We start from the raw sequence: 26691 nt of genomic DNA on the forward strand, positions 1-26691 counted from the left end.
TAATAGTCTTCAAACTTCATACTTCGGACTTCCAACCAAATTATTTTTTTATTTTATTTCTGTATGCGATTGTCATATTCATTAAATCGAAACAATTTTTATAATGTATTTCAAAGTCGTTTTGTGACAAATATTTTCTTCTAATTGCTTTGTGTAAACAAGTAACAACTTCTGCTAAAGAACGTATTGAATATCCTAAAAACCTTCTATATTCTGCATTAGATTGTAAAATTGAACCTTCTGAAATATTTAAAGCTACAGAGTCTGATGCTCTTCTTAATTGAGATGACAAATTATAAATTTCTTCCTTTATAAAACTTTTAGATAATAAATTCATTTCTTCTCCTAATTTCATAGATTTTTGCCAAATAATTAAATTTTCAAATTTAAAACTCATTACTTTTTCTTTTTTATAAATATACAATTTTCTTACATCTCCTTTTAATTAAATTAATATTTCCTCTTCACCCTTCATTCTTCTTTCTTCACACTTCACTCTTTACCCATCAAATCCTTTTAAAATAGTTTCAATTATCCAATCTTGTAACGAATCGTCATAGTTTTTAAAACTCTCATAAAATTGCTCTTTATCATACCAATATAAAAACAACACATCTTTTGGTGCAATGTTTACTAACAAACTCCAAATTAAATCTTGGTCATTTGGTTTTAACGAAGAATGGGGTTTATGCAATGCTATATAGATTTCTTTTGCTATAATTTCTTTGGGTTTTAACGTTTTCGAAACTTTCTTTTTGTCTAAAAAACGTTCTAAACTCATTATTTTTTTTCTCGACGAGATATCAATTTTATTCAAATAACTTTTAAATAAAATACTGTCTTGTAAGATTTCTTTAATAGGATGTCTTGTTTCTTTTAAATAGGATGAAAAAATAAATTTCTGAATTCTGTAGTATCTTTTTTTTGTGGTTTCCTCCTCTAAATCTAGTTCAAAAACATTATAGCTTACCAGTTTTTCTATCATTTCTGAATGCGAAATATGATACATTAAAACATCGTAAGTTGTGTCTTTAATAGCTTCTTTATATGTTTCTTTATCTTCAAATATTAAAATAGGAGTTACCAAATCTCTTAACAAATAAACACCTCCAAAAGCTTTGGTATAAAAAGAATCTGTAGTAAAACTAATTTCTTCTAAGGTAAGGTTTCTTGTTCTTAAATCGCCATATTTTTTTGCTGATGCCAACAACTGTTGATGCACTTTTTCATCAATAAAATTATTCTCATAATTAAAAGTTTCTACTAACTTTAATTGTTCTTTTTTAGCTTTATTTAAATCGTTGATTAAATGAAACTTTATGACAACATCTTTATACCTTAACACATCTAAAGGCTCATAAAAAGTATCTATTTTTTGATCAAAATCTACACAAATTGCAGAATCTCTGGTAATATCATTAATGGTTTTTTCGTGTTTTTTAAACACAGCTTTCATTAAATCTCTATCAAAAGAATGAAATGGATTGTAAACTGGTAAACCTTTTTGTTTCGGTGAAATAATAATTGCGTGCGTATTAGCCTCGCCATTATTTAGATAAAACTTTTCTCCTTTTTCTTCTGCAATTTCAGGACTCCAACCAAATCCATCTATAGTAAATTTTTTGAGTTTGGTTTTTGTAAATCCTAATTTTAGCAAACACTTATTGTAACGTTCTACCAATTTTCCATTAATAGAAATTGATTCACTTCTGTATAAATTGACTTTTATTAATTTTTGCATCTTAATCTACCAACTTATGAATTTGAGCATATTGCAATAAAACAATGGTTCTTGTATCTACAATTTCTCCGTTTTCTAACATTCTAACTGCTTCTGTAAAAGGAATTTCTAACACTTCAATATCTTCTGTTTCACTTGCCAATCCGCCACCTTTACTCACTTTCATTGCATCCGTGTATTCACCCACAAAAAAGTGCATTTTCTCAGTTAACACTCCTGGAGAAGAATACCCTTCATAAACTTTTTTTACGGATGTTAAACGAATTCCAACCTCTTCTTCTGTTTCTCTGATGATACATTGTTCAGGATTGTCTTCATCTAATAATCCTGCAGGAATTTCAATTAAAAAACCATCTTTATTATCGTGTAAATAAGTGGGCATTCTAAATTGTTTGATTAAAATAACTGTTTTTTTTATGGTGTTGTATAATAAAATCCCTGCTCCATGACCTCGTTCATAAACTTCTCGCATTTGGTTTACCCAACTTCCATCTGGCATTTGATAATCAAAATTCAGCTTATTGAGTGTGTAATAATTGTTCGACAATAATGTCTTTTTAATATTTTTGATGTGATTATCTGCCATCTTCAAAATTTTTTCTTGCCTCTAAATCGATATGTAATTGATTTACTCTTGCATCTACCTTACGTTTAAAATCTGTATCTGCAATGGTTGCAACATTGTCTAAATAACGTACTACTTCTTGTCTTCTAATTTCAGAAAAATCCAATCCTTTCATATTAGCTTTCATCAATTCTTGTAACATCTGAAACTTGGTTTCATAATCTTTTTTGAAATAAATTTCAGGATTTTCAAACCAATCTTGTTCTAAATCAAAATCTGTTAATCGCAATGAAATGGCAGATTGAATGTTACGCACATCTCTTGATGAAAAGAATGGAAATATATTCTGAATTTCTTTATACAAGATCGCAAAAAACAAGTGTTGATTTGTTTTATGTAATTTTTCTGCCTTATCATAAGCCTCTAAAACTCTTTCTTCACTTGGTTTTTCTACAGACTTTAAAATATCTCCCATATTTTTTACCAATCCTTGGTCTTTTAAAAACTCATAATTCGACGGATTTTGCATATTCACAAAATCGGGCATTGTTTTTTCAAACTTTTTCCACCAAATATAATCTTGATCTAAAAAATCGTGTGTTGTTCTTGCTCCATCAATTTTAAATCTTCCTTGTACACGAGAAATAACAGCCTTGTCTAACATTTCTGGTAAATTGGTAAATAATCCTATTGATGAATTTCCGTAATTAACTGCATACGCACCTTCTGTGTAACGCAAGAAAACTCCGATAACTTCTTTCACTCCAGCAGAAACTCCTTGTGCAGTTCGTTCTTGTAAATTGTTTTCTGCATCATCAATGGGAGCAAAAATTAATTTTGTTGGATCTTGCATAGGCTTCATCCATTCTACCATTTTTTCTGCACTTCCTCCTTGAAACGTAGAAATTAATGTATCTGGCATTGGATGAAATAAAAACGGAATATCTAAATGATCGCAATGTTCTTTTAAACGTGTGGCAATGGCTGCTATTAACATTGATTTTCCTGTTCCTGGAATTCCATATCCCATAAAAACAGGCATAAATCCTCCTAATTCTTGAAACGGATTTTTTTGCGCATCAAAATCGTAACTCAACATTCTTTCTGTTAATCTTCGTGCAAAATGTTTTGCATCTTTATTTCCTACAATTTGCTCGAACTGAATTTTATTAAACGCTACACTTTTAGCGGTTCCTGCAAAAATATTTTCCCAACCTGATACTGCAAAATCAGAATTTTCTAATTTATAAGCTCTGTCTACAATCGTTTCTGTGTATTCTAAACTACTTTTTCTTAGTTGAATTTCATCCAATAAGGCTTCATAAAAAACAACGGTAAAATCGATAACGTCTTTATCTGATTTTATAATTTCTGGATGTCCTAAATATTTATCATAATAAAACAAAGTACAAGCAATCCCTTTTAAGGGTGATAACAAAGAAACTTCTGGAATCCCTGCAAATTTTTGTTTCATTACTGATAAATCATCAGAAGCCTGAGATTTTAAATCGTGTAAAATTTTATACGAAGTTGCAAATAATTGAAAGGCAGTTGCGGTTTGCATTTTACTTTCAAACTCACGTTTTCCTTGAGAATCTAATGCTGATTTTCGTTCTTTTAAAGAGGATAAACCTGAGGCATCATAATAATTATCTTTAATCCAAATTCCTAATGTAATTCCTTCTTGAACTGCATATAAAGTTTGATTTAAATACACAGGAATTGCAATAGAATCTGGTAAAAGTCTCTTTTTTAAAGCCAAAATCGTTTTAGAAACCGATGTAATTTCTACATTACTTCCGCTATTTGCTCTAGACAAATACAATAAAATTGAATCGTCTTTTGCGTCTTTTTCTTTGTTTTTTGCTCTATTGCTTTGTTCCCACTGAACTGATTTTAAATAACCAGAAGCTTCATCGCGAAGCATATCTAATTCGTTTTGTTTTATTGGGAAAGTTGAGTTGTGTTCCATAAGCCCCTATATCTTTTCAGACATTTCCCCAAAGGGGAAAGTCAATTAATTTTTGTATTTTCTAAACCTCAAAGGTTTTAAAAACCTTTGAGGTTTCTTTCTATTTTATCAACTTTTTAAATCCGACATTTGAATCGGTTGTTTTGCCAATTTATCTAATTCTCTTGGTGTTTGATTATGCAATAATTGGATAATTCTATGTGGCGCAAAAACATATTTTTTTTTAATAACTTCACTCCATTTTTGCATTGTTTGTTTAGAGAAAAACCCTCCTTCTGTAAATGTATCTCCAGAATACACTTTATCTATCTTTAATGATAAAGCATAGGATTCTAAAGGAATTTCTTTACGTGCGATTCCGCTTAAAATAGTATGGGTGATTTCGTTTTCGTCTTTTGCAAACACATTATGAAAAGGACCTAAATCGATTCTTTTAATATGCTTTGGTTGAATTTTTGGTAGTTTTCTGTCTATGGCATACGCCATTGTATCTAAAGACATTTCTCTATCTGCACTTTCTTTTAATACTTTATAAATGTTCTCTTTTTCGTCCATTATATGTTTACCATCATAAGTAAAATACATATAACAAATGTAAGGTCTGTTTGTGCTTACATCATAGAAACTCCAACTTGTCATTAAGTTTCCGTTCTTATTTTTAGGTGTTTCAATAATTTTACCTTGTACAAATCTGTTAAAAATATATTTTTGATTTACAGATTGATAATATACAATTGAAGATGCTTGAAAAAGTTTGTTCCTTTTTATAGGTTGCTTCTTTTTTAATAAAGTATCTAAAAATTCTGCTTTTAAAATTTCTTTACCTTTCAATTTACCAGCATATTCGTTTTTTAATTCTAAATCGTTATATAAATACCTAAATTCTAAATAATTAGGAAAACCAGAATCTGTTAAATCGACTTTCATATTATCTTCTTCATCATACATATATTTAATACGCATAGCTTCTATCGAATATAATAATAAGTCTGAATATTGTTTAAAAATAAGTAACTCTTGATGTGAACATAATTGCTCTTGTTGAACGCTTACAATGAGTTCCTTTAACACAAAATCTACCATTTTATGATAAAAAACGTATTGTTCTTTAGAGTTTAATTCTGCAGAATCTAGCGGCGTTGTAATCATTTTTAATATTTAAGAATATCATTTAAGGTTTTCTTGATAATTTCAACATCTTTTAGAGAAATTTTACCAATTTTTTTATCTAATCTTGTTTTTGAAACTGAACGAACGTGAAACGTTAAAACTTCTGAAATTTTAGACAAACCGTTAATTTTATTTGGTTTTATTATTAAATTTCCTTTATAATTTTTAACACTTGTGGTTATTGGACAAACAATTACTATTTGTAAATATTTGTTGAGCATATTTCCACTAATAATTACGGCTGGTCTTCTGCCACTTTGCTCACTTCCTTTTGTGGGATTTAAATACAGTTCCCAAATTTCTCCTTGCTTCATTATTTGATTTCTGCATTGTTAATTGTGTTAAAATAATCTTGCATACCTTCTTCTGCCACTATTAAAATATCATCATCTGTAGCAGCTTGCCTGTAAGATTTTATATAACTGGCTTTCTCTATTTGCTCTAAATAAAGTTCTAATGCATTCTCTATAAGCCTATTTTTGGGAAGCTGCAATTCTTTTGCTAAAGTTGATAATTTTTCTAAAAGATTATCTGGTAAAGACGATGTAAATGTTGCCATTTTATATTTATTTTTTACAAATATAATTAATATTTATCATTTATATTTCTAATTAACAGTATTTTAATATAAAAACCTTTATCTAATATTAGTATCGTTTATAAATAAGCCTGCGTTAAGGATTGAAATGGCATCCTTTTTTCTTTTTCAGAAAAAAGATATAATGAAAAGCCTGACCCCGATTTTTCATCGGGGTAACGCCCTAATAATTTTAAGATAATAAATCGTCGTTAGAAGTGTCTGCTTTTGGTTTTTCTGCAGGAGCATCATCTCCTTTTGGAGCGTTTGCATCTGCTTTGTAATAGTCTTCAAAAATTTCTTTCATATCGATTCCATATCTGTCTGCAAAGTTCTTTTGAATGTCGATATCTTTTTCACGAATTTCTTGCAAAGCCTCTGCATAGGTGCTATACACACCTTTCATTACTTTTTCGTGAACAGGAATATTGTCCATCATTTCTTGACGAGCTCTTGCACTTGCAGAATGCATAGACGCTAGAGTTTCTCCAATATGTTCGTCTGTTTTTATACCTAAATGTTCTAAAATTGCTGCAAATTCTTGGTCTGTTCTTGCTTTTAAAGCCACTACATAACCGTCATAATATTTTAATCTTTCTTCTGTATCTGACTTTAGTTTTGCTCTATGGGTTTGTAAATTAGAACGCAAAGAAGTTAATACTTTTATGGTTAAATTATGTTTGTGCACAAAACTATCTTTACTGGCTGCTAAAGTTGTGTAGGCATTTTTAAGACCTTCTAATTCTTCTACTTTTTGCTCAATAGTGGTTACTTTACCAATAGCTTCTGAATAAGCCGTTGATTGTTTATCTGCAATTTCATCTAATTCTTGACGTGCTTGTTTTAATAACGCATATTGTTCTTCTAATTTATCTTCTATTTCTTTCTTTTTCTCTAATGCCTTTGTATGATTTTTAGAAGCTTCTACAATTGCATCTTTTAGTTTTTCTTCAACTTCTTTAATCTCTACTTCTCTGTTCTTTAAACGTGTTACTGCAGCCTGAGATTTGTATGAAAGCTCACTCAACAAAGTTTGAATATCTGCACTTTCAATTCTTTCTTGGAATTTTGCTTTGGCTTTATTATCTGCTCCAGCACGTACTTTTTCTGCATCTTTTAAAGATGTCTCAGCTTTTTTAATTTTAGATTTTCTTCCCCAAAGGTTATTCCACCAAGTATCTGGTTTGTTTTGAGCATCTTCTAATTCAATTTTTGCACGATCTAAAGCTTTTTGCGCATCGTCAATAATTTTTTGCTCTTCTGGATTTAATGAAGAGAATTTCTCGAAGATAATTCCTACTTCATCTTGATAATCTGTTAAGTCTTTAATGGCATCTAACAGCGTAGTTCTGTCTTTTTCTGCCATATGCACAACATCATCTAATGTTGCATTTAATATTTTTTGACGTTTCTGTGGGTCTTCTTCTTGAGATAATTTGGATTTCATCGTATCGATAGCTTTCCCCCAGTTAACATCCACTTTTTCGGTTTTTTCGTTCGAATTCGTTTCTAATAAATCAAAATCATCAGACATAGTTCTTTTTATTTTTAAAGGTTGTACAATTTTTCAGACAAGCAATTTCGTTAATTTTTTTGAATAAAAATAGAATTGTGTTTAAATATATGTAGACAAAATAAATAAATTGTTACAAAAAATTGGCATATCAATTTAAAATTATCAATCTTTATAGCAAATAAGATTCTTAAACTTTTTTAACTAAAAAAAATCTTCTCGTAAAAATGAAAAAAATCCTCTTACTATTTTTTCTTTTACAATCCATTTTAATGTTTTCTCAAAATGATTGTAAAGATGCTCTAATTGTTTGTGGTAGCAGTAATTTTAGTGATTTAAACGCTACTGGTGTGGGTACACAAGAACTAATAGGTTCTAATACTTGTAGTAGTGAAGAAAATAATAGCTTATGGTTTAAAGTAAACATAAAAAAAGGAGGAACTTTAGGGTTTATTTTAACTCCAACTTTATCTGATGGAACTACCAACACTGATATTGGTATCGATTTTGATTTTTTTGTTTTTGGTCCAAATGTTAATTGTGGAAGTATTGGAAATGCAATTCGTTGTTCTACCACGAATCCTTCTGGAGCAGGACAATCTAACAATTTAACAGGAATGAATGGAACTAGTACAGATACTAGCGAAGGTCCTGGGCCTGATGGAGATAGTTTTGTAAAGTGGCTCACTACTAATGATAATGATTCCTATTTTATTGTAATAGATAGACCTATTGGTAGTAGTAATTTTAAATTAGATTGGATTGGTACCGCAACTTTTTTTGATCAACCAAAAGTAACTCTTCCTTCTATTGGCAAAAGTTATGATTTAGAAGATTGTGATACAGATGGAGTTGACGACAATTCTTTTTCTTTTAATTTAAAAACTTATGAAAGTAGTTTATTAAACGGACAACCAGATGTAGAAGTTACATATCATACTTCAAATAACGATGCATTAACAAACACAAACAAAATAATAAAACCTTCCGATTTTAAAAACACTGTTAATCCTCAAAAAATATATGTTAGACTTACAAACAAACTTTCAGAATGTTTTTCAACTACTAGCTTTAACTTAACCGTTAACAAAATGCCTGTTATACAACAGCCCAGTCCTTTAATTGTTTGTGATGATTTAACTGGAGGTACAGATACAGATGGGATTACTAATTTTATTTTAAACACTAAAGACAAAGAAATTTTAGGAGCTTTAAAGGACTCTGAATACTCAATATCTTACCACACAACTTTAAACGGAGCAAAAACTAATAAAACTAAAGATGCTATTGATAAAAACTCAAATTTTACAGTTACTAAAACACAAACTGTATTTATTAGAGTTGAAAAAAATGATAATACTTGTTTTGATGCCAGCAAGACTTTAGAATTAACTGTTGCAGAATTGCCAACTGTAAATAATTCTGTTACTTTAAAACAATGCCATACAAACCCAAATAAACAAACTACTTTTAATCTTACTTTATCTGAAAAGAACGTTTCAAGCAATTATTTAAATGAGAAATTTGAGTACTATCCTACAGAAAATGACGCCAAACTTGGAAAAAAATTAATTAAAGACCCAACTGCTTTTTTTGTTGACACTCAAGGAGAAACTTGGGTAAAAACGATTTCTAAATTTAATTGTTCTCGTATTTCAAAAATTAATTTAATAGTAAGTTATGCTCCTAATGAACCTTATAAAGAAACTTTTTTTGCTTGTGATGACCTTCTAGACAAAGATGGTAAAAATACGAGTCAAAACTCAGAAACAGATGGAATAACGTTTTTTGATTTTAGTAGCGCTCCAGCAAATATATCAACAGATTCTGATATTAAAATAGAGTTTTACGAAACTGAGAATGACAGAACAAGGTCTGTAAATGATATTGCTGAAAGTCAGAAACAAGACATTTCTAAATACAGAAACAAAAATATACCTAACACTTCTAATAGTCGCTTTCCAATTTACTACAAACTAACTAGCAAAATTAATAACAATTGTGTTGGTATTGGACAAATTTACCTTAAAGTAAATAAGATACCAGACTTTACAATTACAAACTCTCAATTTTTATGTTTAGGTGAAATTCCATTAAAGCTTAACATAGAAAACTCAAAAGATAATTATACTTATGAGTTAAGAGATGAAAATGGCAACTTATTAAAAACATCAAATACAAATCAATTTGATATTTTTACCACAGGCATTTATTCTGTAACTGCCTTAAAAACAGAAACAATTACTTGTTCTAAAACCAAGAAATTTGAAATTAAAGATTACAGAGGTGTTACTTTAAAAGAAAATCAAGTTGAAATTACTGATGAATCTAATAGTTTAAACCCAAGTTTTTCTATCAAAATAATTAATAAAAATAATATTTTTGATGAATATGAATTTGCTTTAAAAAATAATGCTGGGACAATTATTAGAAATTTTCAAAACGAAACTATTTTCAACAATTTAACAGGTGGAATATATACCATAATTACAAGACATAAACGTTTGTGTGTTGTAGATTCTGAATTAAAAGTTTCTGTTTTAGAATTTCCAGATTTTTTTACACCAAATGACGATGGAAAAAATGATACGTGGAAAATTATAGGAGCCACAAAAACTTTTTATCCTAAAAGTAAAATCTACATTTTTAACAGATTTGGTAAACTCCTTGCAGAAGTTGATATTGATAGCCAAGGTTGGAATGGGACTTACAAAGCTAAAAAACTACCTGAAGATGATTATTGGTTTAGCGTTCAATTAATTCCTGCAAATACTAGTAAAACCCCCATCAACAAAAAAGGTCATTTCTCTCTTATTGATAAATAAAAAAACTAAAAAACTTTTATTGGTAACAATTATATTTCTCGTATTTAATGAGAAAAATTCGTGAATCTGTACCAAAATATAAAAATATGGGTTTACCATAATTGTCAAATGCCAATTATAGACTTTCATAATAATATTTCTTAATTTAGCGCAAAATAAGAAATGAATTCCTATGGATTTAAACTTCAATAAAAACGAAGATTATAATAAATTATTAGTATCAGATTTACGCAAACGTTTTGCTAAAGTTAAATTGGGCGGTGGTCAAAAAAGAATAGACAAACATCACGCTAAAGGTAAAATGACAGCAAGAGAAAGAATTGATTATCTTTTAGACACCAACTCAAAATCCATAGAAATTGGTACATTTGCTGGCGAAGATATGTATGCAGAATATGGTGGCTGTCCTTCTGGTGGCGTAGTCGTAAAAATAGGATACGTTAGCGGCAAGCAATGTATTGTAGTTGCAAACGATGCAACTGTAAAAGCAGGAGCTTGGTTTCCAATTACAGGAAAAAAAAATTTACGTGCACAAGAAATAGCTATAGAAAATAAATTACCAATTATTTATTTGGTAGATTCTGCAGGAGTTTATCTGCCATTGCAGGATGAAATTTTCCCTGATAAAGAACACTTTGGTCGTATTTTTAGAAACAATGCTGTAATGAGCAGTATGGGAATTACACAAATTTCTGCCATTATGGGAAGCTGTGTTGCAGGTGGCGCATATTTACCAATTATGAGTGATGAAGCTCTAATTGTAGATAAAACTGCAAGTATTTTTCTTGCAGGAAGTTATTTAGTAAAAGCTGCCATTGGAGAAAGTATTGACAATGAAACTCTTGGTGGCGCAACCACACATTGTGAGATTTCTGGAGTAACCGATTACAAAGCTAAAGACGATAAAGATGCTTTAGATAAAATAAAATTTATTGTAGATAAAATTGGTGATGACGACCAAGCTGGTTTTAGTAAAAAAGAAGCTTTTCCGCCAAAAGAAAATGAAGAAGACATCTTTGGCATTCTTCCGAAAGAAAGAAATGCGCAATATGATATGCTAGAAATAATAAAACGTTTGGTAGATAACTCTGAGTTTGAACAATACAAAGAAGAATATGGAAAAACAATAATTACAGGTTATGCTAGAATTGATGGTTGGGCAGTTGGTATTGTTGCCAATCAACGAAAATTGGTTAAAACTAAAAAAGGCGAAATGCAATTTGGTGGCGTTATTTATAATGACTCAGCAGATAAATCAACACGTTTTATTGCCAATTGTAATCAAAAGAAAATTCCGTTAGTATTCTTACAAGACGTTACTGGTTTTATGGTTGGCAGTAAATCTGAACACGGAGGCATTATAAAAGATGGTGCAAAAATGGTGAATGCAGTCAGTAATTCTACAGTTCCTAAATTTACCATTGTTATTGGTAATTCTTACGGAGCAGGAAATTATGCAATGTGTGGTAAAGCTTATGACCCAAGATTAATTGTTGCGTGGCCAAGTGCAGAATTAGCAGTGATGAGTGGGAATTCTGCTGCAAAAGTTTTATTACAAATAGAAACTGCATCACTAAAAAAACGTGGAGAAGAAATTACCCCAGAAAAAGAAGCTGAGTTATTTGATAAAATAAAATCGCGATATGATAATCAAATATCTCCTTATTATGCTGCTGCAAGAATTTGGACAGACGCTGTTATAAATCCACTAGAAACAAGAACGTGGATTTCTATGGGAATTGAGGCTGCAAACCATGCTCCAATTGAGAAAAAATTCAATATGGGAGTATTGCAAGTTTAAATATTTTTTAGTCATTATTTTTTTATAAAAAATAATGACTATTATCATATTCAAGAGTTGCTTTATATCGTACTTTTGCCGAGAATTTTTTTTTAAACAATGAGTAAAGCTATTTATATTGCCACAACAGAATCTGACAGTGGTAAATCTTTGGTATCATTAGGTCTTTTAAGAATGATGCTTACCAAATCTTCTAAAGTAGGATACTTTAGACCCATTATTAATGAAACTACAGAAAGTCAATTTGATAATCATACAAAAACAGCGCTAGATTTCTTTAATTTAGATCAAGAATATAACGATTGTTATGCCTATAAACAAAATGAAGTTGTAGAACTTTTAAGTGAAGGTAAAGGAGATGATGTTATACATAATGTTATCAAAAAATATAAAAAACTAGAAGCCAAATACGATTATGTTTTGGTAGAAGGTACAGATTTTTCTGGTCAAGGTGGTTTTACAGAATTAGACGTAAACTTAACCATTGCAAAAAATTTAAATATTCCTGCTTTAATTGTGGGTTCTGGTAATGGCAAAAAAAAGAAAGATTTTATAAATACAATGCAATTAACGTACAACTCTTTTATTAATAAAGAAGTTGATGTTATAGGTATTGTAGCTAATAAAATTGACACGAACGAAATAGAATATATTCAAAAGAAGCTTAAAAAAAGTTTTCCTAAAAAATTACAGATAGATATTATTCCTAAAGTAGATTTTTTAGCAAACCCAACTGTTAAAGAAGTGGTGCAAGCTTTAAAAGGACGCGTTTTATTCGGAGAACAATTTTTAGACAATGCCATTGGTAGTTATAGCACAGGTGCAATGCAATTGCGAAACTATTTAACAAGAATCAAAGAAAACTCTTTAGTAGTTACTCCTGGAGATAGAGCCGATATTATTCTTGGCGCTTTACAAGCAAATGCATCAAGTAATTATCCAAAAATATCAGGAATCATTTTAACAGGTTCATTAACTCCCGAAGATTCAATCATCAAACTAATAGAAGGTGTACAATCTACAGTACCCATTATTTGTGTTGATGGCGGAACTTTTGAAGTCTCTAACAAAATTGGTTTTGTAAAATCTAAAATCTACGCAACGCATTCTAAAAAGATTTTACTTTCTTTAGATACTTTTGATAAATATGTTAATGCAGAAGGTTTAGCAAATACATTAACATCCTATCAATCAGACAGGTTAACACCAAGTATGTTTCAATACAACTTGTTGCAAAAAGCACGAACAAATAAAAAACACATTGTTTTACCAGAAGGTAATGATGAAAGAATTATTAGAGCTGCAGCACGTTTGCAATTATTAGATATTGTAGATTTAACCTTATTAGGAGATAGAGATACCATACAATTAAAATGTAATCAAATTGGTATACAAATCAATTTAGATAAAATAAATATTCTAAACCCAGAAAATTCGATTCATAATAATGATTTTGCGAAAACATTATATGAAGCTCGAAAACACAAAGGAATGACAGAAACAACTGCTAAAGATTTAGTACATGATGTTTCTTATTACGGAACTTTAATGATTATGAATGGTTTAGCAGACGGTATGGTTTCTGGTGCTGTACATACAACAATGCACACCATAAAGCCATCTTTACAGCTAATTAAAACAAAACCAGGAGTTTCTGTAGTTTCATCAGTATTCTTTATGTGTTTGTCTGATAGAGTTTCTGTAATGGGAGACTGTGCTGTAAACCCAAACCCAAATGCAGAACAGTTAGCAGAAATAGCAATTTCTTCAGCACATTCTGCAGAAGCTTTTGGTATAGAAGCTAAAGTTGCAATGCTTTCTTATTCTTCTGGAAGCTCAGGAAAAGGAGAAGAAGTAGAAAAAGTGAGAAAAGCAACAGAAATTGTAAAAGCTAAAAAACCAGATTTAAAAATTGAAGGACCCATTCAATATGACGCAGCTGTAGATATGTCTGTTGCAAAAACAAAAATGCCAGACTCTAAAGTTGCAGGGCAAGCTTCTGTTTTAATTTTTCCTGATTTAAATACAGGGAACAACACCTACAAAGCTATACAAAGAGAAACTGGTGCTTTAGCCATTGGTCCAATGTTACAAGGCTTAAACAAACCTGTAAACGATTTAAGTAGAGGCTGTACTGTAGACGATATTTTTAACACCGTTTTATTAACTGCAATTCAAGCAAATCAAGAATAAATATGAATATTTTAGTTTTAAATGCTGGTTCTTCTTCATTAAAATATCAATTAATAGAAATGCCAAGTCAAACTGTAAAATGTGTTGGTTTGGTAGAAAGAATTGGTATGAATGATACCATTTTTACACACGAAAAAAAGGGGGAAAAGCATTCTGAAATTCTACCCATTTTAAATCATAAAATCGGTTTAAAAAAGATTGCAAATACTTTAATGGATGCAAAAATTGGTGTTATCAATTCTGTAAATGAAATTAAAGCTGTTGGACATAGAGTTGTTCACGGTGGAAGCAAATTCAGTAAAACTGTAATTGTAAACCAAGAAGTTAAAGATAGTATTAGAGATTTGTTTGATTTGGCTCCTTTGCACAACCCTGCAAATTTAACAGGAATAGAAATTGCCGAAACTATTTTTACATCCGCAAAACAAATTGCAATTTTCGATACCGCTTTTCATCAAACGATGCCAAAAGAGGCTTATCAATATGCAATTCCTAATTCTTATTTAGAAGACCACAATATTAGAGCTTATGGTTTTCATGGCACAAGTCATAAATACGTTTCCGAAAAAGCAATCGAATATTTAGGAAAAGAAAAATCAAAAAAAATTATCACCATTCACTTAGGAAATGGTTGCAGTATGTCTGCCATTAAAAACGGAAAAAGTGTTGAAAACTCACTTGGTTTTGGACCTATGAATGGTTTGGTTATGGGAACTCGTTCTGGAGATATAGATCAATCTGTAATTTTCTTTTTGATAAAAAAACTCAATAAATCTATTGATGAAGTTAACAATTTACTTCAAAAAGAATCTGGAATGAAAGGTTTAACAGGCTTTTCTGATTTAAGAGAAATAGAAGATAACGCAAATAAAGGCGATAAAAATTGCCAAAATGCATTGAGCATAGCTGCGTATAGAATTCGTAAATATATTGGTTCTTATACGGCTGCCTTAAATGGTTTAGACGCTATTGTTTTTACTGCCGGAATTGGAGAAAACTCTGATGTAATGCGTAAATTATCTTGTAAAAACTTAAACTTTTTAGGAATCGATTTAGACTTAGAACAAAACAAAATCCGTTCTAAAGAAATTAGAGAAATTCAAAAAGAAAATGCCAAAGTAAAAATTTTAGTAATTCCTACAAACGAAGAAATTGAAATTGCAAAACAATCGTATCAGCTTTTAAAGTAAAATAATTACAACAATTTACTAATAGAACAATACGCTTCAAGTTTAGAATTTGAAGCGTATTGTTCGTTTTAAAAATAGATTCGTGAATTCGTAGTTATTTATCAATCTTATAAAACATCTCATTAATAATTGTAAAAACAAAGTCTAATTTTTACATTTGTAAGCATTAAAATAAAAAAAATCATTAGAAATGGGTAGAGCATTTGAGTTCAGGAAAGCAAGAAAAATGAAACGTTGGTCAGCAATGGCAAAAACCTTTACCAGAATTGGTAAAGATATTGTGATGGCTGTAAAAGAAGGAGGTCCAAATCCTGAAACAAATTCTCGTTTGCGCGCAGTAATTCAAAATGCGAAGGCTGCAAATATGCCAAAAGACAATGTTGCACGCGCCATTAAAAAAGCAACAGACAAAGACACAGCCAATTATAAAGAAGTACTTTTTGAAGGCTATGCTCCTCATGGAGTGGCAATTTTATTAGAAACTGCAACCGATAACAACAACAGAACAGTTGCCAATGTTAGAGCTTCTTTTAATAAATGCGATGGAAATTTAGGAACTTCTGGTTCTGTGGTTTTTATGTTCGACCATACTTGTAATTTTACCGTAAAAAAGGAAGATATTACTATGGATATGGAAGAACTTGAATTAGAACTCATAGATTTTGAAGTAGAGGAAGTTTTTGATGACGAAGAAGGCATCATTATTTATGCTCCTTTTGAACAATTTGGTGCAATACAAGCTTTCTTTGAAGAAAATAATGTAGAAATTTTATCATCTGGTTTTGAAAGAATACCAACTACAACAACCAAACTAAATGAAGAGCAACAAGCAGATGTAGAAAAATTATTAGAACGCTTAGAAGAAGATGAAGATGTTCAAAATGTTTATCACTCTATGGAAATGTAAGCAAACAAAAATATATTCTAAAAGCCTAAAATGTTTAATCTTAGGCTTTTTTTGTTAAGAAGGATTTAACAAAAAAATTAAAACAAATAGCTTTGCTTTTTATAAATTAGATGTCAACTAATCAACATTTATTTTATTATGAAAAAACTATTCATTTTTTCACTATTAGTAGCTTTTATTTTTCCATCAGAAGCAATTGCTCAAAGCGGAAGAGTTCTTAAAAAAAGAAAAAAGAAGCGTAAAAAAGAACTTACAAAACAACCATCTAAAAAAAGTAAAACTGCAAAATATTCAGATTTTGTAAATAAAAAAACAAAAACGGATGATGGTTTATTTAAAGTACATTTTTCAAAAAATAAATACATCTACGAAATTCCTAAATCATATTTAGGTAAAGAAATGTTGTTGGTTACGAGGCTAAAAGACATTCCTGCTGGTTTAGTTGGTGGTTATGTAAATGCAGGTTCTAAAGTAAACACGCAAATAGTTATTTGGGAACATTTTAAAAACAAAATTTTACTAAAAGTAAAGTCGTACAATGCAGTTGCAAACGATTCTTTACCTATTTATAAATCTGTAAAATCTAACAATTTAGAACCCATTATTTATTCTTTTGATGTTAAAACTCAAAATGCAGATTCTACTGCAGTTTTGGTTGATGTCACCAAATTCTTTTCATCAGATGTAAAAGCAATTTCTGGTTTACCCTCTTCCTTTAGAAAAACCTATAAAGTTAGAAAGTTAGACGCATCAAGAAGTTTCATCAACGCTATAAAAAGTTTTCCAAAAAACATAGAAGTTGTACAAGATTTTACTTTTGATGCTGCTGCACCACCAAGCAACAAAAGCACAAATACGATTACAATACGCATCAATCAATCTATGATTTTATTACCAGAAAAACCAATGATGCCAAGAATTTACGATAAAAGAGTGGGTTATTTTTCTGTAGGTAATGTAGATTATAGCTCAGAAGCTTTAAAAGCAGATGACAAAAGATATATTAGACGTTGGCGATTAGAACCTAAAGATTTAGACGCTTATAAAAGAGGCGAATTGGTAGCACCTAAAAAACCAATTGTGTATTATTTAGATCCTGCTACTCCAAAAAAATTGAGAAAATTCATAAAACAAGGGGTAGATGATTGGCAAAAAGTATTTGAAACTGCTGGTTTTAAAAATGCAATAATGGCTAAAATGCCGCCAACAAAAAAAGAAGATCCAGATTTTAGTATGGAAGATATTCGTTATTCATCTATTAGATATGTAGCAAGCACTACAAGAAATGCAATGGGCCCAAGTGTTTCTGACCCACGTTCTGGAGAAATTATTGAAAGTGATATTATTTGGTATCACAATCATTTACGCTCTTACAGAAACAGATATTTATTAGAAACAGGAGCTGCAAATCCTGCAGCAAGAACTTTAGATACTCCTGCTGAAGAAATTGGCGAAATGATGCGAATGGTAATTTCTCACGAAGTTGGTCACGCTTTAGGTTTGCCTCATAATATGGCTGCAAGTTATGCATATCCAGTAGATTCTTTACGTTCTGGAAGTTTTACTCAAAAAAACGGAATTGCAGCTACAATTATGGATTATGCTCGTTACAATTATGTAGCACAACCAGGTGATAAAAACATCCGTTTTGTAAGACAATTAGGACCTTATGATCATTACGCTATCAATTGGGGATATAGAGTAATTCCAACTGCAAATACTCCTGAAGATGAAGTAAAAACTTTAGATAAATGGATTGAAAAAAAAGGCGACAATCCTATCTATAAATTCGGTTTTCAAAGAAGAGGTGGTTTTGACCCAGCATCGCAAACTGAAGATATTGGAAATGACCACGTAAAAGCAAGTACTTACGGCGTAAAAAACTTAAAAATTGTTGCTAAAAATTTACCAAATTGGGCCTCAAATCAAACCAACAATTATGATGATTTAAGTGAATTATATGGCGAATTATTAAGTGTTTGGGGCAGATATGTTGGGCACGTTTCTAGCAATATTGGGGGTGTTTTTGAGAATAACAAAAAACCCAATCAGGCAGGAAACGTTTACAAACCAATGTCTAAAACAAAGCAAAAAAAAGCTATGATTTGGATGCAAAAAAATGCTTTTAAAACTCAGAGTTGGTTGTTAGATAAAAACATTTTAAATAAAATTGATGAAGCTGGTTATTCTGATAAAATGTTGCGTTATCAAAATAGGTTTTTGTATAGTTTATTAAACTCATCAAAAATAAAAAGAATGATTGATGCCAAGACCTTAGACTCAAAAACATATTCCGCTTACGAAATGATGCGCGATTTACGAAGAGGAATTTTCTCTGAAGTAAACATCACAAAAAATGTAGATGTTTATAGAAGAAATTTACAAAAAGCTTATATAGAAAGAGTTAAAGCACTTTTAAATGATAAAAAATCTAAAGATTCTGATGTATATTCTATTGCAAGAGGAGAATTATCAACCTTAAAATATTTAGTAAATAACGCAAGTAAAAGAGCTGTAAACACTATTACAAAATACCATTATAAAGATATTGTTGCTAGAATCGATGCTATTTTAGAGCCTAATAAATAATATAATTGTCTTTGCTAAAAAGACAGGAATCTGTTTATGATTTTCTTAAAATCTTAATTCCTATTGCGCATTGCAAACATTGTTTCTTTGCGCAATAATTATTTTTAAGTTCTAATAAAGCTTGGGTTTCAAAGCCATTTTTAACTTTAATTCCAATCGCATCAAACTTAGAAATAATACTATTTTTTTCTGGTTTTATTTTTTGAAGAATTGCTAAAAACTCATTTTCATTGAGTTCTTTTCTACTCTTTTGATATAAAAACTTTAGCGGAATTATGGTATTCATCAACAACAAATCAACAAAAGCTTTTGTTAGTTTTTTGGATGATGATTTTGATGTTTTTTCAAACGTATAATGCGTTTTCCAAAATGGATTTACGGTTACTTTAAACAACTCATAAAAAGCATTTAAATTGTCAATTTTCATCATTTTAGAAAACAAGTTTTGATGTTGATGATACAGTGCCACAAATTGGGCAATTCTAATGGTAGGAAAATTATTAGGGCGCATTCTAAAAAATGAAAAATTATTTTTAGAAATTGATTGTAATCGATATTTATGCTTTAAATAGTTGTATTCTTTTTTTAATTTTTTATAATATTCATCTTCAACAATTTCTTCTAAAAAACCAGCCTGACCAAAGAGTAAACTTGTTAATTGACTTTCATTAAATCTAACTTTTCTTAGCACTAAAAAATCGATAGATTTTGCCAAATTTAAAAATGCTTCTCCATTTACTTTTAACCCAAAATTCTTGGCTAATAATTGAAACAAAACAGCTTCAAAATCATTCTGATTTGTTTGTAAAAGTGTTCGCATTTCGTCAGACTTTCGTTCTAATCTTTCAAAAAACAAACGCTCTTTCCAATTTTCTAAAGTAAACTCATCAATGGTACAAATCTCCTTTTCGCAAGGTATCCAACGTTGTTGTTTAGAAAATAAATTTCGATAATTTTTTAAAGCAGAAATCAACACAAAATCTTTTAAAATTAAAGTGGGTAATGCTTTATTGTTTTTCATAAAAACGGTGGCGTCATCTTCCCAAACAATGTGTAAAATAATAGCATCATAATTTTTATCAACTTGATGATTATGTGCATACCAATCTGAAGATTTTAAATGAATTTCTACATTACCTACCCAAAGTTGGTCATCAATTTTAATTTGAGCATTTAAAAAATCGGGACCTGAATTTTGATTGTGAAGTCCTGATTTTAAAACAACTAAGTCTTCGTCTTTTGTGGTTTTTAAATCTCGAATAGAAAACAATTGATATTTCCATAAATAATGTAAAAAATCTTCTTTCATAGCAAATAATAAATCTTGTAATTTAGCTTTTTCTTTATCGACTATCAATTTATGAAAAATATTTTAAAATCACTTTTTATAAGCGTATTTCCAGTTTTTGCTTTATTTATTTTTATAAAAACAATTATCAAGGCATATTATACTTTAGGAAACATAAGTTTACTTATTTCTTCTTTATCGGTAATTGTTTTCTTTTTAATGTTATTTATTAAACCTGTGGCTAGAACCACCAAAAATTTAGCTCCATATTCTTTTTTTATATTGATAAGTTTTCTGTTGTCTTTATTTGATTTTAACAGAGATACTTTACTATTAAACACGCTTATTATTCTTGGATGGTTAGCTTATTTAAAATGGTATTCTTCATTTAATAATAGAAATAAAACGATATTAGAAGTTGGTAAAAAACTTAAAAATTTTACGTTAGAAAACAGTAAAAAAGAAACCATTAACACTTCTTCTTTAAAAGGTGATTTTAAAATATTTTTATTTTACAGAGGCAATTGGTGCCCACTTTGTATGGCGCAAATTAAAGAGGTAGTTTATAAATACAAAGAGCTAGAAAAAAGAAATGTTGATATGGTTTTAATAAGTTCTCAGCCTCATAAATTTACAGAAAATTTAGTAAAAAAACACAACGTTCCGTTTCATTTTTTAGTGGATGTTGATAACAAAATGGCAAAAGAATTAAACATTTTTTACAAAAATGGATTGCCAACAGGCTTTCAAGTTTTGGGTTATAACGCTGATGTTGTATTGCCAACAGTAATCATTACTGATAAAAATAACACAATTATTTTTGCAGATTTAACTGATAATTATAGAGTTAGACCAGAGCCAGAAACGTTCTTAAAAATTATAGATAATTATAAAGAATAAATTGATAGAATCATCAATTTTTAGAATAGCTTCTTTATTTTTCGACATATTTTTTTGATGTATTTTTGCACATCAAAACAAAATAAATGAATATTATTGATAGCCTAAAATGGCGTTATGCCGTTAAAAAATTCGATTCAGAAAAACAGCTTTCAAAATCGCAAATAAATACTTTAAAAGAAGCTTTTAATTTAACGGCAACTTCTTATGGTTTACAGCCTTTAAAGTTGGTTGTCATCAACAATAAAAAACTTCAAAAAGAATTAGTTGAACATAGCTGGAATCAACCTCAGGTTGAGCAAGCTTCTCACGTCTTAGTAATTTGTGTACCTAAAAATTTCACTACAGAAGAAGTAAAAAACTACTTTAATTTAATTCAGAAAATTAGAAAAACTCCAGATGAAATCATCAATCCTTTTAAGGAGTTTTTAGCAACAGAAATAGAAAAAAAATCGCAAGAAGAATTATTTCTCTGGAATAAAAACCAAGCCTATATTGCCTTAGGCAACTTATTAACGGTTTGTGCTGTAGAAAAAATTGATGCTTGTCCTATGGAAGGTTTTATTCCTGAAAAATATGATGAAATTTTAAATTTATCCGAAAATAATTTACAATCGGTTTTAGTTTTACCAGTTGGTTTTAGAGCAGAAGATTGTTATTTGAAAGATTTAACAAAAGTTAGGAAAGAAACTAAAGAAAGTGTCATAGAAATCAATTAAATTTATAGCATAAAAATAATTCAACAAAATGAGTAAAGCAGTAAGAAATTTAGAGCCAAAAGTTGTGTGGAATCACTTTGCAGATTTAAATGCAGTTCCTCGTCCTTCAAAAAAAGAAGAACGTGTTATTCAGTTTATGGTAGATTTTGGCAAAAAATTAAACCTAAAAACTTTAGTAGATAAAGTTGGCAATGTTATCATCACAAAACCAGCCACAAAGGGTTTTGAAGACAGAAAAACTGTTGTTTTACAAAGCCATTTAGATATGGTACATCAAAAAAATTCTGATACAATTTTCGACTTTGATAAAGAAGGAATTAAAATGATTGTTGATGGTGATTGGGTTAGCGCAGATGGCACAACTTTAGGCGCAGATAATGGTTTAGGAGTTGCAGCAATTATGGCAATTTTAGCTTCTGATGAAATTCAACATCCAAATATTGAAGCCCTTTTTACGATTGATGAAGAAACAGGAATGACAGGCGCAATGGGTTTAGAAGGTGGCATTTTAAAAGGTGATATTTTACTAAACTTAGATACTGAAGAAGATGATGAAATAGGAATGGGTTGTGCTGGCGGAATAGATATTACTGCCACTAAAAGTTATTCTGAAGAAGATGCTCCAAAAAATACAACTGCATTTGCAATTTCTGTAAAAGGCTTAAATGGAGGTCATTCTGGAATGGATATTATTAAAGGTTTAGGAAATGCCAACAAAATAATGAATAGAATTTTGTTTGATGGTTTTACAAACTTTGAGTTACAAATTTCTGAAATTAATGGCGGTAGTTTGCGCAATGCAATTCCGCGTGAAAGCTTTGCTATTGTTACAATTAACTCAGATTCTAAAGAAGGTTTTCTTTCCAATACAAACACACTTATTAACAAAATAAAACAAGAGTTTTTAACATTAGAACCGAATTTATCTATAGAAATTAATGAAACTAGTTCACCAAAAATGGTGATGAATTTAGAAACTCAAAAAGGCTTATTAAAATCAGTTTATGCAGCTTTAAATGGCGTGTATAGAATGAGTCCAGATATTGATGGACTGGTAGAAACTTCTAATAATATTGCTAGAGTTATTGTAAAAGGTGGGCAAATTAAAATAGGTTGTTTAACACGTTCATCATCAGAAAGTAATAAAATGGATTTAGCAAATTCTTTAAAATCTGCTTTTGAATTGGCTGATTTTGAGGTCGAATTTTCTGGTTCATATCCTGGTTGGCAGCCAAATGTGAATTCAGAAATTTTAGATATTGTTGCCAATTTATACGAAAAATTACACGGAGAAAAAGCAAATGTTGCTGCTTGTCATGCGGGTTTAGAATGTGGAATTTTAGGACAAAATTATCCAAAAATGGATATGGTTTCTTTTGGACCTAACATTAAAGGAGCGCATTCTCCTGATGAAAGAGCACAAATTTCATCAACTCAAAAATTCTGGAAATTTTTACTAGAAATTTTAAAGAACACTCCAAAGAAATAAATCATAAATAGAGGTTTAAAACCGAAGTTTTTACTTCGGTTTTTTTATACATCAATTTGTTTAAAAACTTTAAAAAATAAAACATAACGCATTGATTTATAGTTTTTTATAAATTTACATTTTTGTTAACATCTTTCACTTTTTAAAAACAGAAAAAAATGTAATTTTACTACTTAGAAAGACAACGTTAATAATGGGTAAAATAATTGCTATTGCAAATCAAAAAGGAGGAGTTGGTAAAACAACAACAAGTGTTAATTTAGCAGCTTCTTTAGGTGTTTTAGAAAAACGAGTTTTGCTTATAGATGCAGACCCGCAAGCAAATGCTTCTTCTGGTTTAGGCATTGATGTTGAGTCTGTTGAATATGGCACTTATCAAGTTTTAGAACATACAATTGCTGCAAAAGATACCGTTGTAAAAACAGCATCTCCAAACGTAGATATAATACCTGCCCATATAGATTTAGTTGCCATAGAAATTGAATTGGTAGACAAACAAGACAGAGAGTATATGCTAAAAAAATCTTTAGCTGAAATAAAAAATGATTATGATTATATCTTGATAGATTGCGCGCCTTCATTAGGATTAATCACCTTAAATTCTTTAGTTGCTGCAGATTCTGTAATCATCCCAATTCAATGTGAGTATTTTGCATTAGAAGGTTTAGGAAAATTATTAAATACCATAAAAAGTGTTCAGAATATTCACAATTCAGAATTAGATATAGAAGGCTTACTCTTAACAATGTTCGATTCTCGTTTACGCCTTTCTAACCAAGTAGTTGACGAAGTTAGAAAACATTTTTCTAGTATGGTTTTCGATACAATTATCCGCAGAAATACACGTTTAGGAGAAGCACCAAGTTATGGCGAAAGTATAATTGCTTACGATGCTACCAGTAAAGGTGCTATAAATTACTTAAATTTGGCACAAGAATTATTAAAAAAGAATTCATAAAATGGCAAAAGCAACTAAGAAACAGGCTTTAGGAAGAGGATTATCTGCTTTGTTAAAAGAATCTTCTAACATTAATTCTGCATCCGACAAAAATGCAGATAAAGTTGTGGGTAATATTATAGAAATAGAATTAAGCTCTATTGATGTAAACCCCTATCAACCAAGAACTTATTTTGATGAAGAAGCTCTAAGAGAATTAGCAAGTTCTATTAAAGAATTAGGTGTAATTCAGCCAATTACAGTAAGAAAATTAGAAGGCAATAAATTTCAATTAGTTTCTGGTGAGCGCAGATTTAGAGCATCAAAATTAATAGGTAATACAACAGTACCTGCTTATATAAGAATTGCCAACGACCAAGAAATGCTAGAAATGGCTTTGGTCGAAAACATACAACGTAAAAGTTTAGACCCAATAGAAGTTGCTTTGTCTTATCAGCGTTTAATTGATGAAATTCAACTAACGCAAGAAGAACTTAGTACAAGAGTTGGTAAAAAACGTTCTACAGTTACCAATTATTTACGCTTATTAAAATTAGATCCAATTTTACAAACAGGTATGCGTGATGGTTTTATTTCTATGGGACATGGTCGTGCAATGATTAATGTAGAAAATACAGAAGATCAACTTGCTATTTACGAAAAGATTTTACGAGAAAAATTATCGGTAAGACAAACTGAAGAATTGGTAAAAACGTTAAAATCTGGCGTTGTAAAAAAACCAAATAAAAAACAAGTTCCCGCTTATATAAAATCTAGTATTAAAGATATTAGCAAGTACTTTGGTCATAAAATAAATGTTACTGTTGGTAATAATGGCAAAGGTAAGATTTCTATTCCTTTTCATTCTAAAGAAGATTTTAATCGTATAAAAAACTTATTAAAATAAGTGTTTTTTAAAAAAATCATATTTGTTTTTTTTCTCGGATTTTTCTCTGTTACTATGCTAGGTCAAAAAGATTCTGTAAATGTTAAAGGAGTAAAAATTAAGGGTGATATTAAAATAGAAAAAGGTGGAGTTTACAATCCTTTAGCGCCTTCTAAAGCTGCATTTTATTCAGCTATTTTCCCTGGAATGGGACAAATTTATAACAAAAAATACTGGAAAGCTCCAATAGTTTGGGCAGCAATGGCTGTTCCTACTTACTATTATCTAACTAACAATAGCAATTACAAACGCTACAGAAGAGCATATACTTTAAGAAAAAGTGGACTTAAAGATGAATTTACCAATGCAGATGGAACTCAAATTCTTTCTTTAGAAACTTTAGAAAGAGCCCAAAATCAATTAAAAGAAAATAGAGATATGTCTTTATTATCTGGTATAATTATTTATGTTTTACAAATTGTAGAAGCCAGTGTTAACGCACATTTATTACAATTTAATACCGATGATAATTTATCTTTTAAACCTACTTTTGTTAACGACCCAATGCTGTTTGAAGCACCAAAAGTAGGATTAACAATTAAATATAATTTTTAAAATGAAGATTGCACTATTAGGTTATGGTAGAATGGGAAAAGAGATTGAAAAAATTGCACTTTCTCGCGGACATAAAATTGTAATCAGAAAAGATGTTGATGATATTATAGACATTACTTTGGCAGATGTAGCTATCGATTTTAGCGTTCCTTCATCAGCATATAATAACATTACCAATTGCATCAAAAATAACGTTCCTGTTATTTCTGGCACAACTGGTTGGTTAGATAAATATGAGGATGCTGTTGCTTTATGTAAAGAAAAAAATAGCGCATTTATTTATGCATCAAATTATAGTTTGGGTGTAAATATCTTTTTTGAACTGAACAAACAATTGGCAAAAATGATGAGCAACCTAGAAGATTATACTATTTCTATGGAAGAAATTCATCATACAAAAAAATTAGATGCACCAAGTGGAACAGCAATTACTTTAGCTGAAGGAATTATTGAAAATTCTTCTAAAAATAATTGGGAATTAGGTGATGTAACATCTGAAGAAAATATACCAATTGTGGCAAAAAGAATTCCTGAAATTCCTGGCACACATACAGTTTGGTACAATTCTGAAGTAGATTCTATAGAAATTAAACATACTGCTCATAGCAGAAAAGGTTTTGCTTTAGGAGCCGTTGTTGCTGCAGAATGGATTCTTGGAAAAAAAGGAGTTTTCTCTATGAAAGATGTGTTAAACATCCGTTAAAAACGGTAACATTAGAGAACAAAAGTTATCTAATTTCGAATAAATATGTCTCCTCGAGCGCAGTCGAGAGGTTTTTATTATTAAGGTCTCGACTGCGCTCGACCTGACAAG

General features: G+C 29.9%; 22 protein-coding genes. 13 read left to right on the forward strand and 9 right to left on the reverse strand.

Annotation, left to right across the window (positions count from 1 at the left end):
- Window positions 1–40 precede the first annotated feature (40 nt).
- The 8 genes from ACY2RX_RS12980 to ACY2RX_RS13015 all read right to left on the reverse strand — a co-directional run bounded on the left by ACY2RX_RS12980 (window position 41) and on the right by ACY2RX_RS13015 (window position 7559).
- Window positions 41–397, reverse strand: a complete 357-nt coding sequence (locus tag ACY2RX_RS12980) for a four helix bundle protein (protein ID WP_490104405.1) — start codon at window positions 395–397, stop codon at window positions 41–43.
- A gap of 102 nt (window positions 398–499) precedes the next feature.
- Complete coding sequence (locus ACY2RX_RS12985) at window positions 500–1741, reverse strand: DUF6638 family protein (protein WP_490104406.1); 1242 nt, start codon at window positions 1739–1741, stop codon at window positions 500–502.
- Window position 1742: 1 nt separating this feature from the next.
- On the reverse strand, window positions 1743–2327 hold the full coding sequence (locus ACY2RX_RS12990) for an NUDIX domain-containing protein (protein WP_490104407.1): 585 nt from the start codon (window positions 2325–2327) through the stop codon (window positions 1743–1745).
- Complete coding sequence (locus tag ACY2RX_RS12995) at window positions 2317–4278, reverse strand: AAA family ATPase (protein ID WP_490104408.1); 1962 nt, start codon at window positions 4276–4278, stop codon at window positions 2317–2319. Before ACY2RX_RS12995 ends, ACY2RX_RS12990 begins: the two co-directional genes overlap by 11 nt.
- A 108-nt stretch (window positions 4279–4386) precedes the next feature.
- On the reverse strand, window positions 4387–5427 hold the full coding sequence (locus tag ACY2RX_RS13000) for a hypothetical protein (protein WP_490104409.1): 1041 nt from the start codon (window positions 5425–5427) through the stop codon (window positions 4387–4389).
- Window positions 5428–5429: 2 nt separating this feature from the next.
- On the reverse strand, window positions 5430–5762 hold the full coding sequence (locus tag ACY2RX_RS13005) for a type II toxin-antitoxin system PemK/MazF family toxin (protein ID WP_490104410.1): 333 nt from the start codon (window positions 5760–5762) through the stop codon (window positions 5430–5432).
- Window positions 5762–6007: a ribbon-helix-helix domain-containing protein gene (locus ACY2RX_RS13010; protein WP_490104411.1), complete on the reverse strand. Its 246-nt coding sequence runs from the start codon at window positions 6005–6007 to the stop codon at window positions 5762–5764. The genes ACY2RX_RS13005 and ACY2RX_RS13010 overlap by 1 nt, the downstream gene beginning before the upstream one ends.
- A gap of 211 nt (window positions 6008–6218) precedes the next feature.
- The gene (locus tag ACY2RX_RS13015) at window positions 6219–7559 is read right to left on the reverse strand and encodes a coiled-coil domain-containing protein (protein WP_490104412.1); all 1341 of its coding nucleotides are present in this window, start codon (window positions 7557–7559) and stop codon (window positions 6219–6221) included.
- 206 nt (window positions 7560–7765) lie between these two features.
- On the opposite strand from ACY2RX_RS13015, the gene ACY2RX_RS13020 reads away from it, so the two are divergent.
- The 6 genes from ACY2RX_RS13020 to ACY2RX_RS13045 all read left to right on the forward strand — a co-directional run bounded on the left by ACY2RX_RS13020 (window position 7766) and on the right by ACY2RX_RS13045 (window position 19043).
- The gene (locus ACY2RX_RS13020; protein ID WP_490104413.1) at window positions 7766–10363 is read left to right on the forward strand and encodes a T9SS type B sorting domain-containing protein; all 2598 of its coding nucleotides are present in this window, start codon (window positions 7766–7768) and stop codon (window positions 10361–10363) included.
- Between the two features lie 172 nt (window positions 10364–10535).
- Window positions 10536–12164 carry an acyl-CoA carboxylase subunit beta gene (locus tag ACY2RX_RS13025; RefSeq protein WP_490104414.1) on the forward strand — a complete coding sequence of 543 codons (1629 nt, stop codon included), beginning with the start codon at window positions 10536–10538 and terminating at the stop codon, window positions 12162–12164.
- A 99-nt stretch (window positions 12165–12263) separates the two neighbouring features.
- The gene (pta, locus tag ACY2RX_RS13030) at window positions 12264–14357 is read left to right on the forward strand and encodes a phosphate acetyltransferase (protein WP_490104415.1); all 2094 of its coding nucleotides are present in this window, start codon (window positions 12264–12266) and stop codon (window positions 14355–14357) included.
- A 2-nt stretch (window positions 14358–14359) separates the two neighbouring features.
- Window positions 14360–15547, forward strand: a complete 1188-nt coding sequence (locus tag ACY2RX_RS13035; protein ID WP_490104416.1) for an acetate/propionate family kinase — start codon at window positions 14360–14362, stop codon at window positions 15545–15547.
- Between the two features lie 190 nt (window positions 15548–15737).
- Window positions 15738–16454, forward strand: coding sequence for a YebC/PmpR family DNA-binding transcriptional regulator (locus tag ACY2RX_RS13040; protein ID WP_490104417.1), 717 nt, complete (start codon window positions 15738–15740; stop codon window positions 16452–16454).
- Between the two features lie 138 nt (window positions 16455–16592).
- Entirely contained in the window at window positions 16593–19043 is a 2451-nt protein-coding gene (locus ACY2RX_RS13045; protein WP_490104418.1) for a zinc-dependent metalloprotease, read from the forward strand.
- A 34-nt stretch (window positions 19044–19077) separates the two neighbouring features.
- Here ACY2RX_RS13045 and ACY2RX_RS13050 read toward each other — a convergent pair whose 3' ends face one another.
- Window positions 19078–20400, reverse strand: a complete 1323-nt coding sequence (locus tag ACY2RX_RS13050) for a DUF2851 family protein (protein WP_490104419.1) — start codon at window positions 20398–20400, stop codon at window positions 19078–19080.
- Window positions 20401–20403: 3 nt separating this feature from the next.
- Between ACY2RX_RS13050 and ACY2RX_RS13055 the strand changes: the two genes are divergently transcribed.
- The 7 genes from ACY2RX_RS13055 (at window position 20404) to dapB (ending at window position 26580) form a co-directional block, all read left to right on the forward strand.
- Entirely contained in the window at window positions 20404–21231 is an 828-nt protein-coding gene (locus ACY2RX_RS13055) for a peroxiredoxin family protein (RefSeq protein ID WP_490104420.1), read from the forward strand.
- 86 nt (window positions 21232–21317) lie between these two features.
- On the forward strand, window positions 21318–21950 hold the full coding sequence (locus ACY2RX_RS13060; protein WP_490104421.1) for an NAD(P)H-dependent oxidoreductase: 633 nt from the start codon (window positions 21318–21320) through the stop codon (window positions 21948–21950).
- Between the two features lie 28 nt (window positions 21951–21978).
- Window positions 21979–23439: an aminoacyl-histidine dipeptidase gene (locus ACY2RX_RS13065; protein ID WP_490104422.1), complete on the forward strand. Its 1461-nt coding sequence runs from the start codon at window positions 21979–21981 to the stop codon at window positions 23437–23439.
- 193 nt (window positions 23440–23632) lie between these two features.
- On the forward strand, window positions 23633–24397 hold the full coding sequence (locus ACY2RX_RS13070; RefSeq protein WP_490104423.1) for a ParA family protein: 765 nt from the start codon (window positions 23633–23635) through the stop codon (window positions 24395–24397).
- Between the two features lies 1 nt (window position 24398).
- Complete coding sequence (locus ACY2RX_RS13075; protein WP_490104424.1) at window positions 24399–25283, forward strand: ParB/RepB/Spo0J family partition protein; 885 nt, start codon at window positions 24399–24401, stop codon at window positions 25281–25283.
- A gap of 54 nt (window positions 25284–25337) precedes the next feature.
- Window positions 25338–25877 (forward strand): DUF5683 domain-containing protein, encoded by a 540-nt coding sequence (locus tag ACY2RX_RS13080; RefSeq protein ID WP_490104425.1) that lies wholly within the window; start codon window positions 25338–25340, stop codon window positions 25875–25877.
- Between the two features lies 1 nt (window position 25878).
- On the forward strand, window positions 25879–26580 hold the full coding sequence (gene dapB, locus ACY2RX_RS13085) for a 4-hydroxy-tetrahydrodipicolinate reductase (RefSeq protein WP_490104426.1): 702 nt from the start codon (window positions 25879–25881) through the stop codon (window positions 26578–26580).
- Window positions 26581–26691 lie beyond the last annotated feature (111 nt).

This window comes from Polaribacter sp. 2405UD43-2, assembly GCF_058147125.1.

Coding starts and splice junctions, on each gene's coding strand:
- ACY2RX_RS13020 (WP_490104413.1), top strand. CDS start 7,766: ATGAAAAAAATCCTCTTACTATTTTTTCTTTTACAATCCATTTTAATG.
- pta (WP_490104415.1), top strand. CDS start 12,264: ATGAGTAAAGCTATTTATATTGCCACAACAGAATCTGACAGTGGTAAA.
- ACY2RX_RS13015 (WP_490104412.1), bottom strand. CDS start 7,559: ATGTCTGATGATTTTGATTTATTAGAAACGAATTCGAACGAAAAAACC.
- ACY2RX_RS13000 (WP_490104409.1), bottom strand. CDS start 5,427: ATGATTACAACGCCGCTAGATTCTGCAGAATTAAACTCTAAAGAACAA.
- ACY2RX_RS12985 (WP_490104406.1), bottom strand. CDS start 1,741: ATGCAAAAATTAATAAAAGTCAATTTATACAGAAGTGAATCAATTTCT.
- ACY2RX_RS13055 (WP_490104420.1), top strand. CDS start 20,404: ATGAAAAATATTTTAAAATCACTTTTTATAAGCGTATTTCCAGTTTTT.
- ACY2RX_RS13065 (WP_490104422.1), top strand. CDS start 21,979: ATGAGTAAAGCAGTAAGAAATTTAGAGCCAAAAGTTGTGTGGAATCAC.
- ACY2RX_RS13070 (WP_490104423.1), top strand. CDS start 23,633: ATGGGTAAAATAATTGCTATTGCAAATCAAAAAGGAGGAGTTGGTAAA.
- ACY2RX_RS13075 (WP_490104424.1), top strand. CDS start 24,399: ATGGCAAAAGCAACTAAGAAACAGGCTTTAGGAAGAGGATTATCTGCT.
- ACY2RX_RS13025 (WP_490104414.1), top strand. CDS start 10,536: ATGGATTTAAACTTCAATAAAAACGAAGATTATAATAAATTATTAGTA.
- ACY2RX_RS13010 (WP_490104411.1), bottom strand. CDS start 6,007: ATGGCAACATTTACATCGTCTTTACCAGATAATCTTTTAGAAAAATTA.
- dapB (WP_490104426.1), top strand. CDS start 25,879: ATGAAGATTGCACTATTAGGTTATGGTAGAATGGGAAAAGAGATTGAA.
- ACY2RX_RS13035 (WP_490104416.1), top strand. CDS start 14,360: ATGAATATTTTAGTTTTAAATGCTGGTTCTTCTTCATTAAAATATCAA.
- ACY2RX_RS13080 (WP_490104425.1), top strand. CDS start 25,338: ATGCTAGGTCAAAAAGATTCTGTAAATGTTAAAGGAGTAAAAATTAAG.
- ACY2RX_RS13060 (WP_490104421.1), top strand. CDS start 21,318: ATGAATATTATTGATAGCCTAAAATGGCGTTATGCCGTTAAAAAATTC.
- ACY2RX_RS13005 (WP_490104410.1), bottom strand. CDS start 5,762: ATGAAGCAAGGAGAAATTTGGGAACTGTATTTAAATCCCACAAAAGGA.
- ACY2RX_RS13045 (WP_490104418.1), top strand. CDS start 16,593: ATGAAAAAACTATTCATTTTTTCACTATTAGTAGCTTTTATTTTTCCA.
- ACY2RX_RS13040 (WP_490104417.1), top strand. CDS start 15,738: ATGGGTAGAGCATTTGAGTTCAGGAAAGCAAGAAAAATGAAACGTTGG.
- ACY2RX_RS12980 (WP_490104405.1), bottom strand. CDS start 397: ATGAGTTTTAAATTTGAAAATTTAATTATTTGGCAAAAATCTATGAAA.
- ACY2RX_RS12990 (WP_490104407.1), bottom strand. CDS start 2,327: ATGGCAGATAATCACATCAAAAATATTAAAAAGACATTATTGTCGAAC.
- ACY2RX_RS12995 (WP_490104408.1), bottom strand. CDS start 4,278: ATGGAACACAACTCAACTTTCCCAATAAAACAAAACGAATTAGATATG.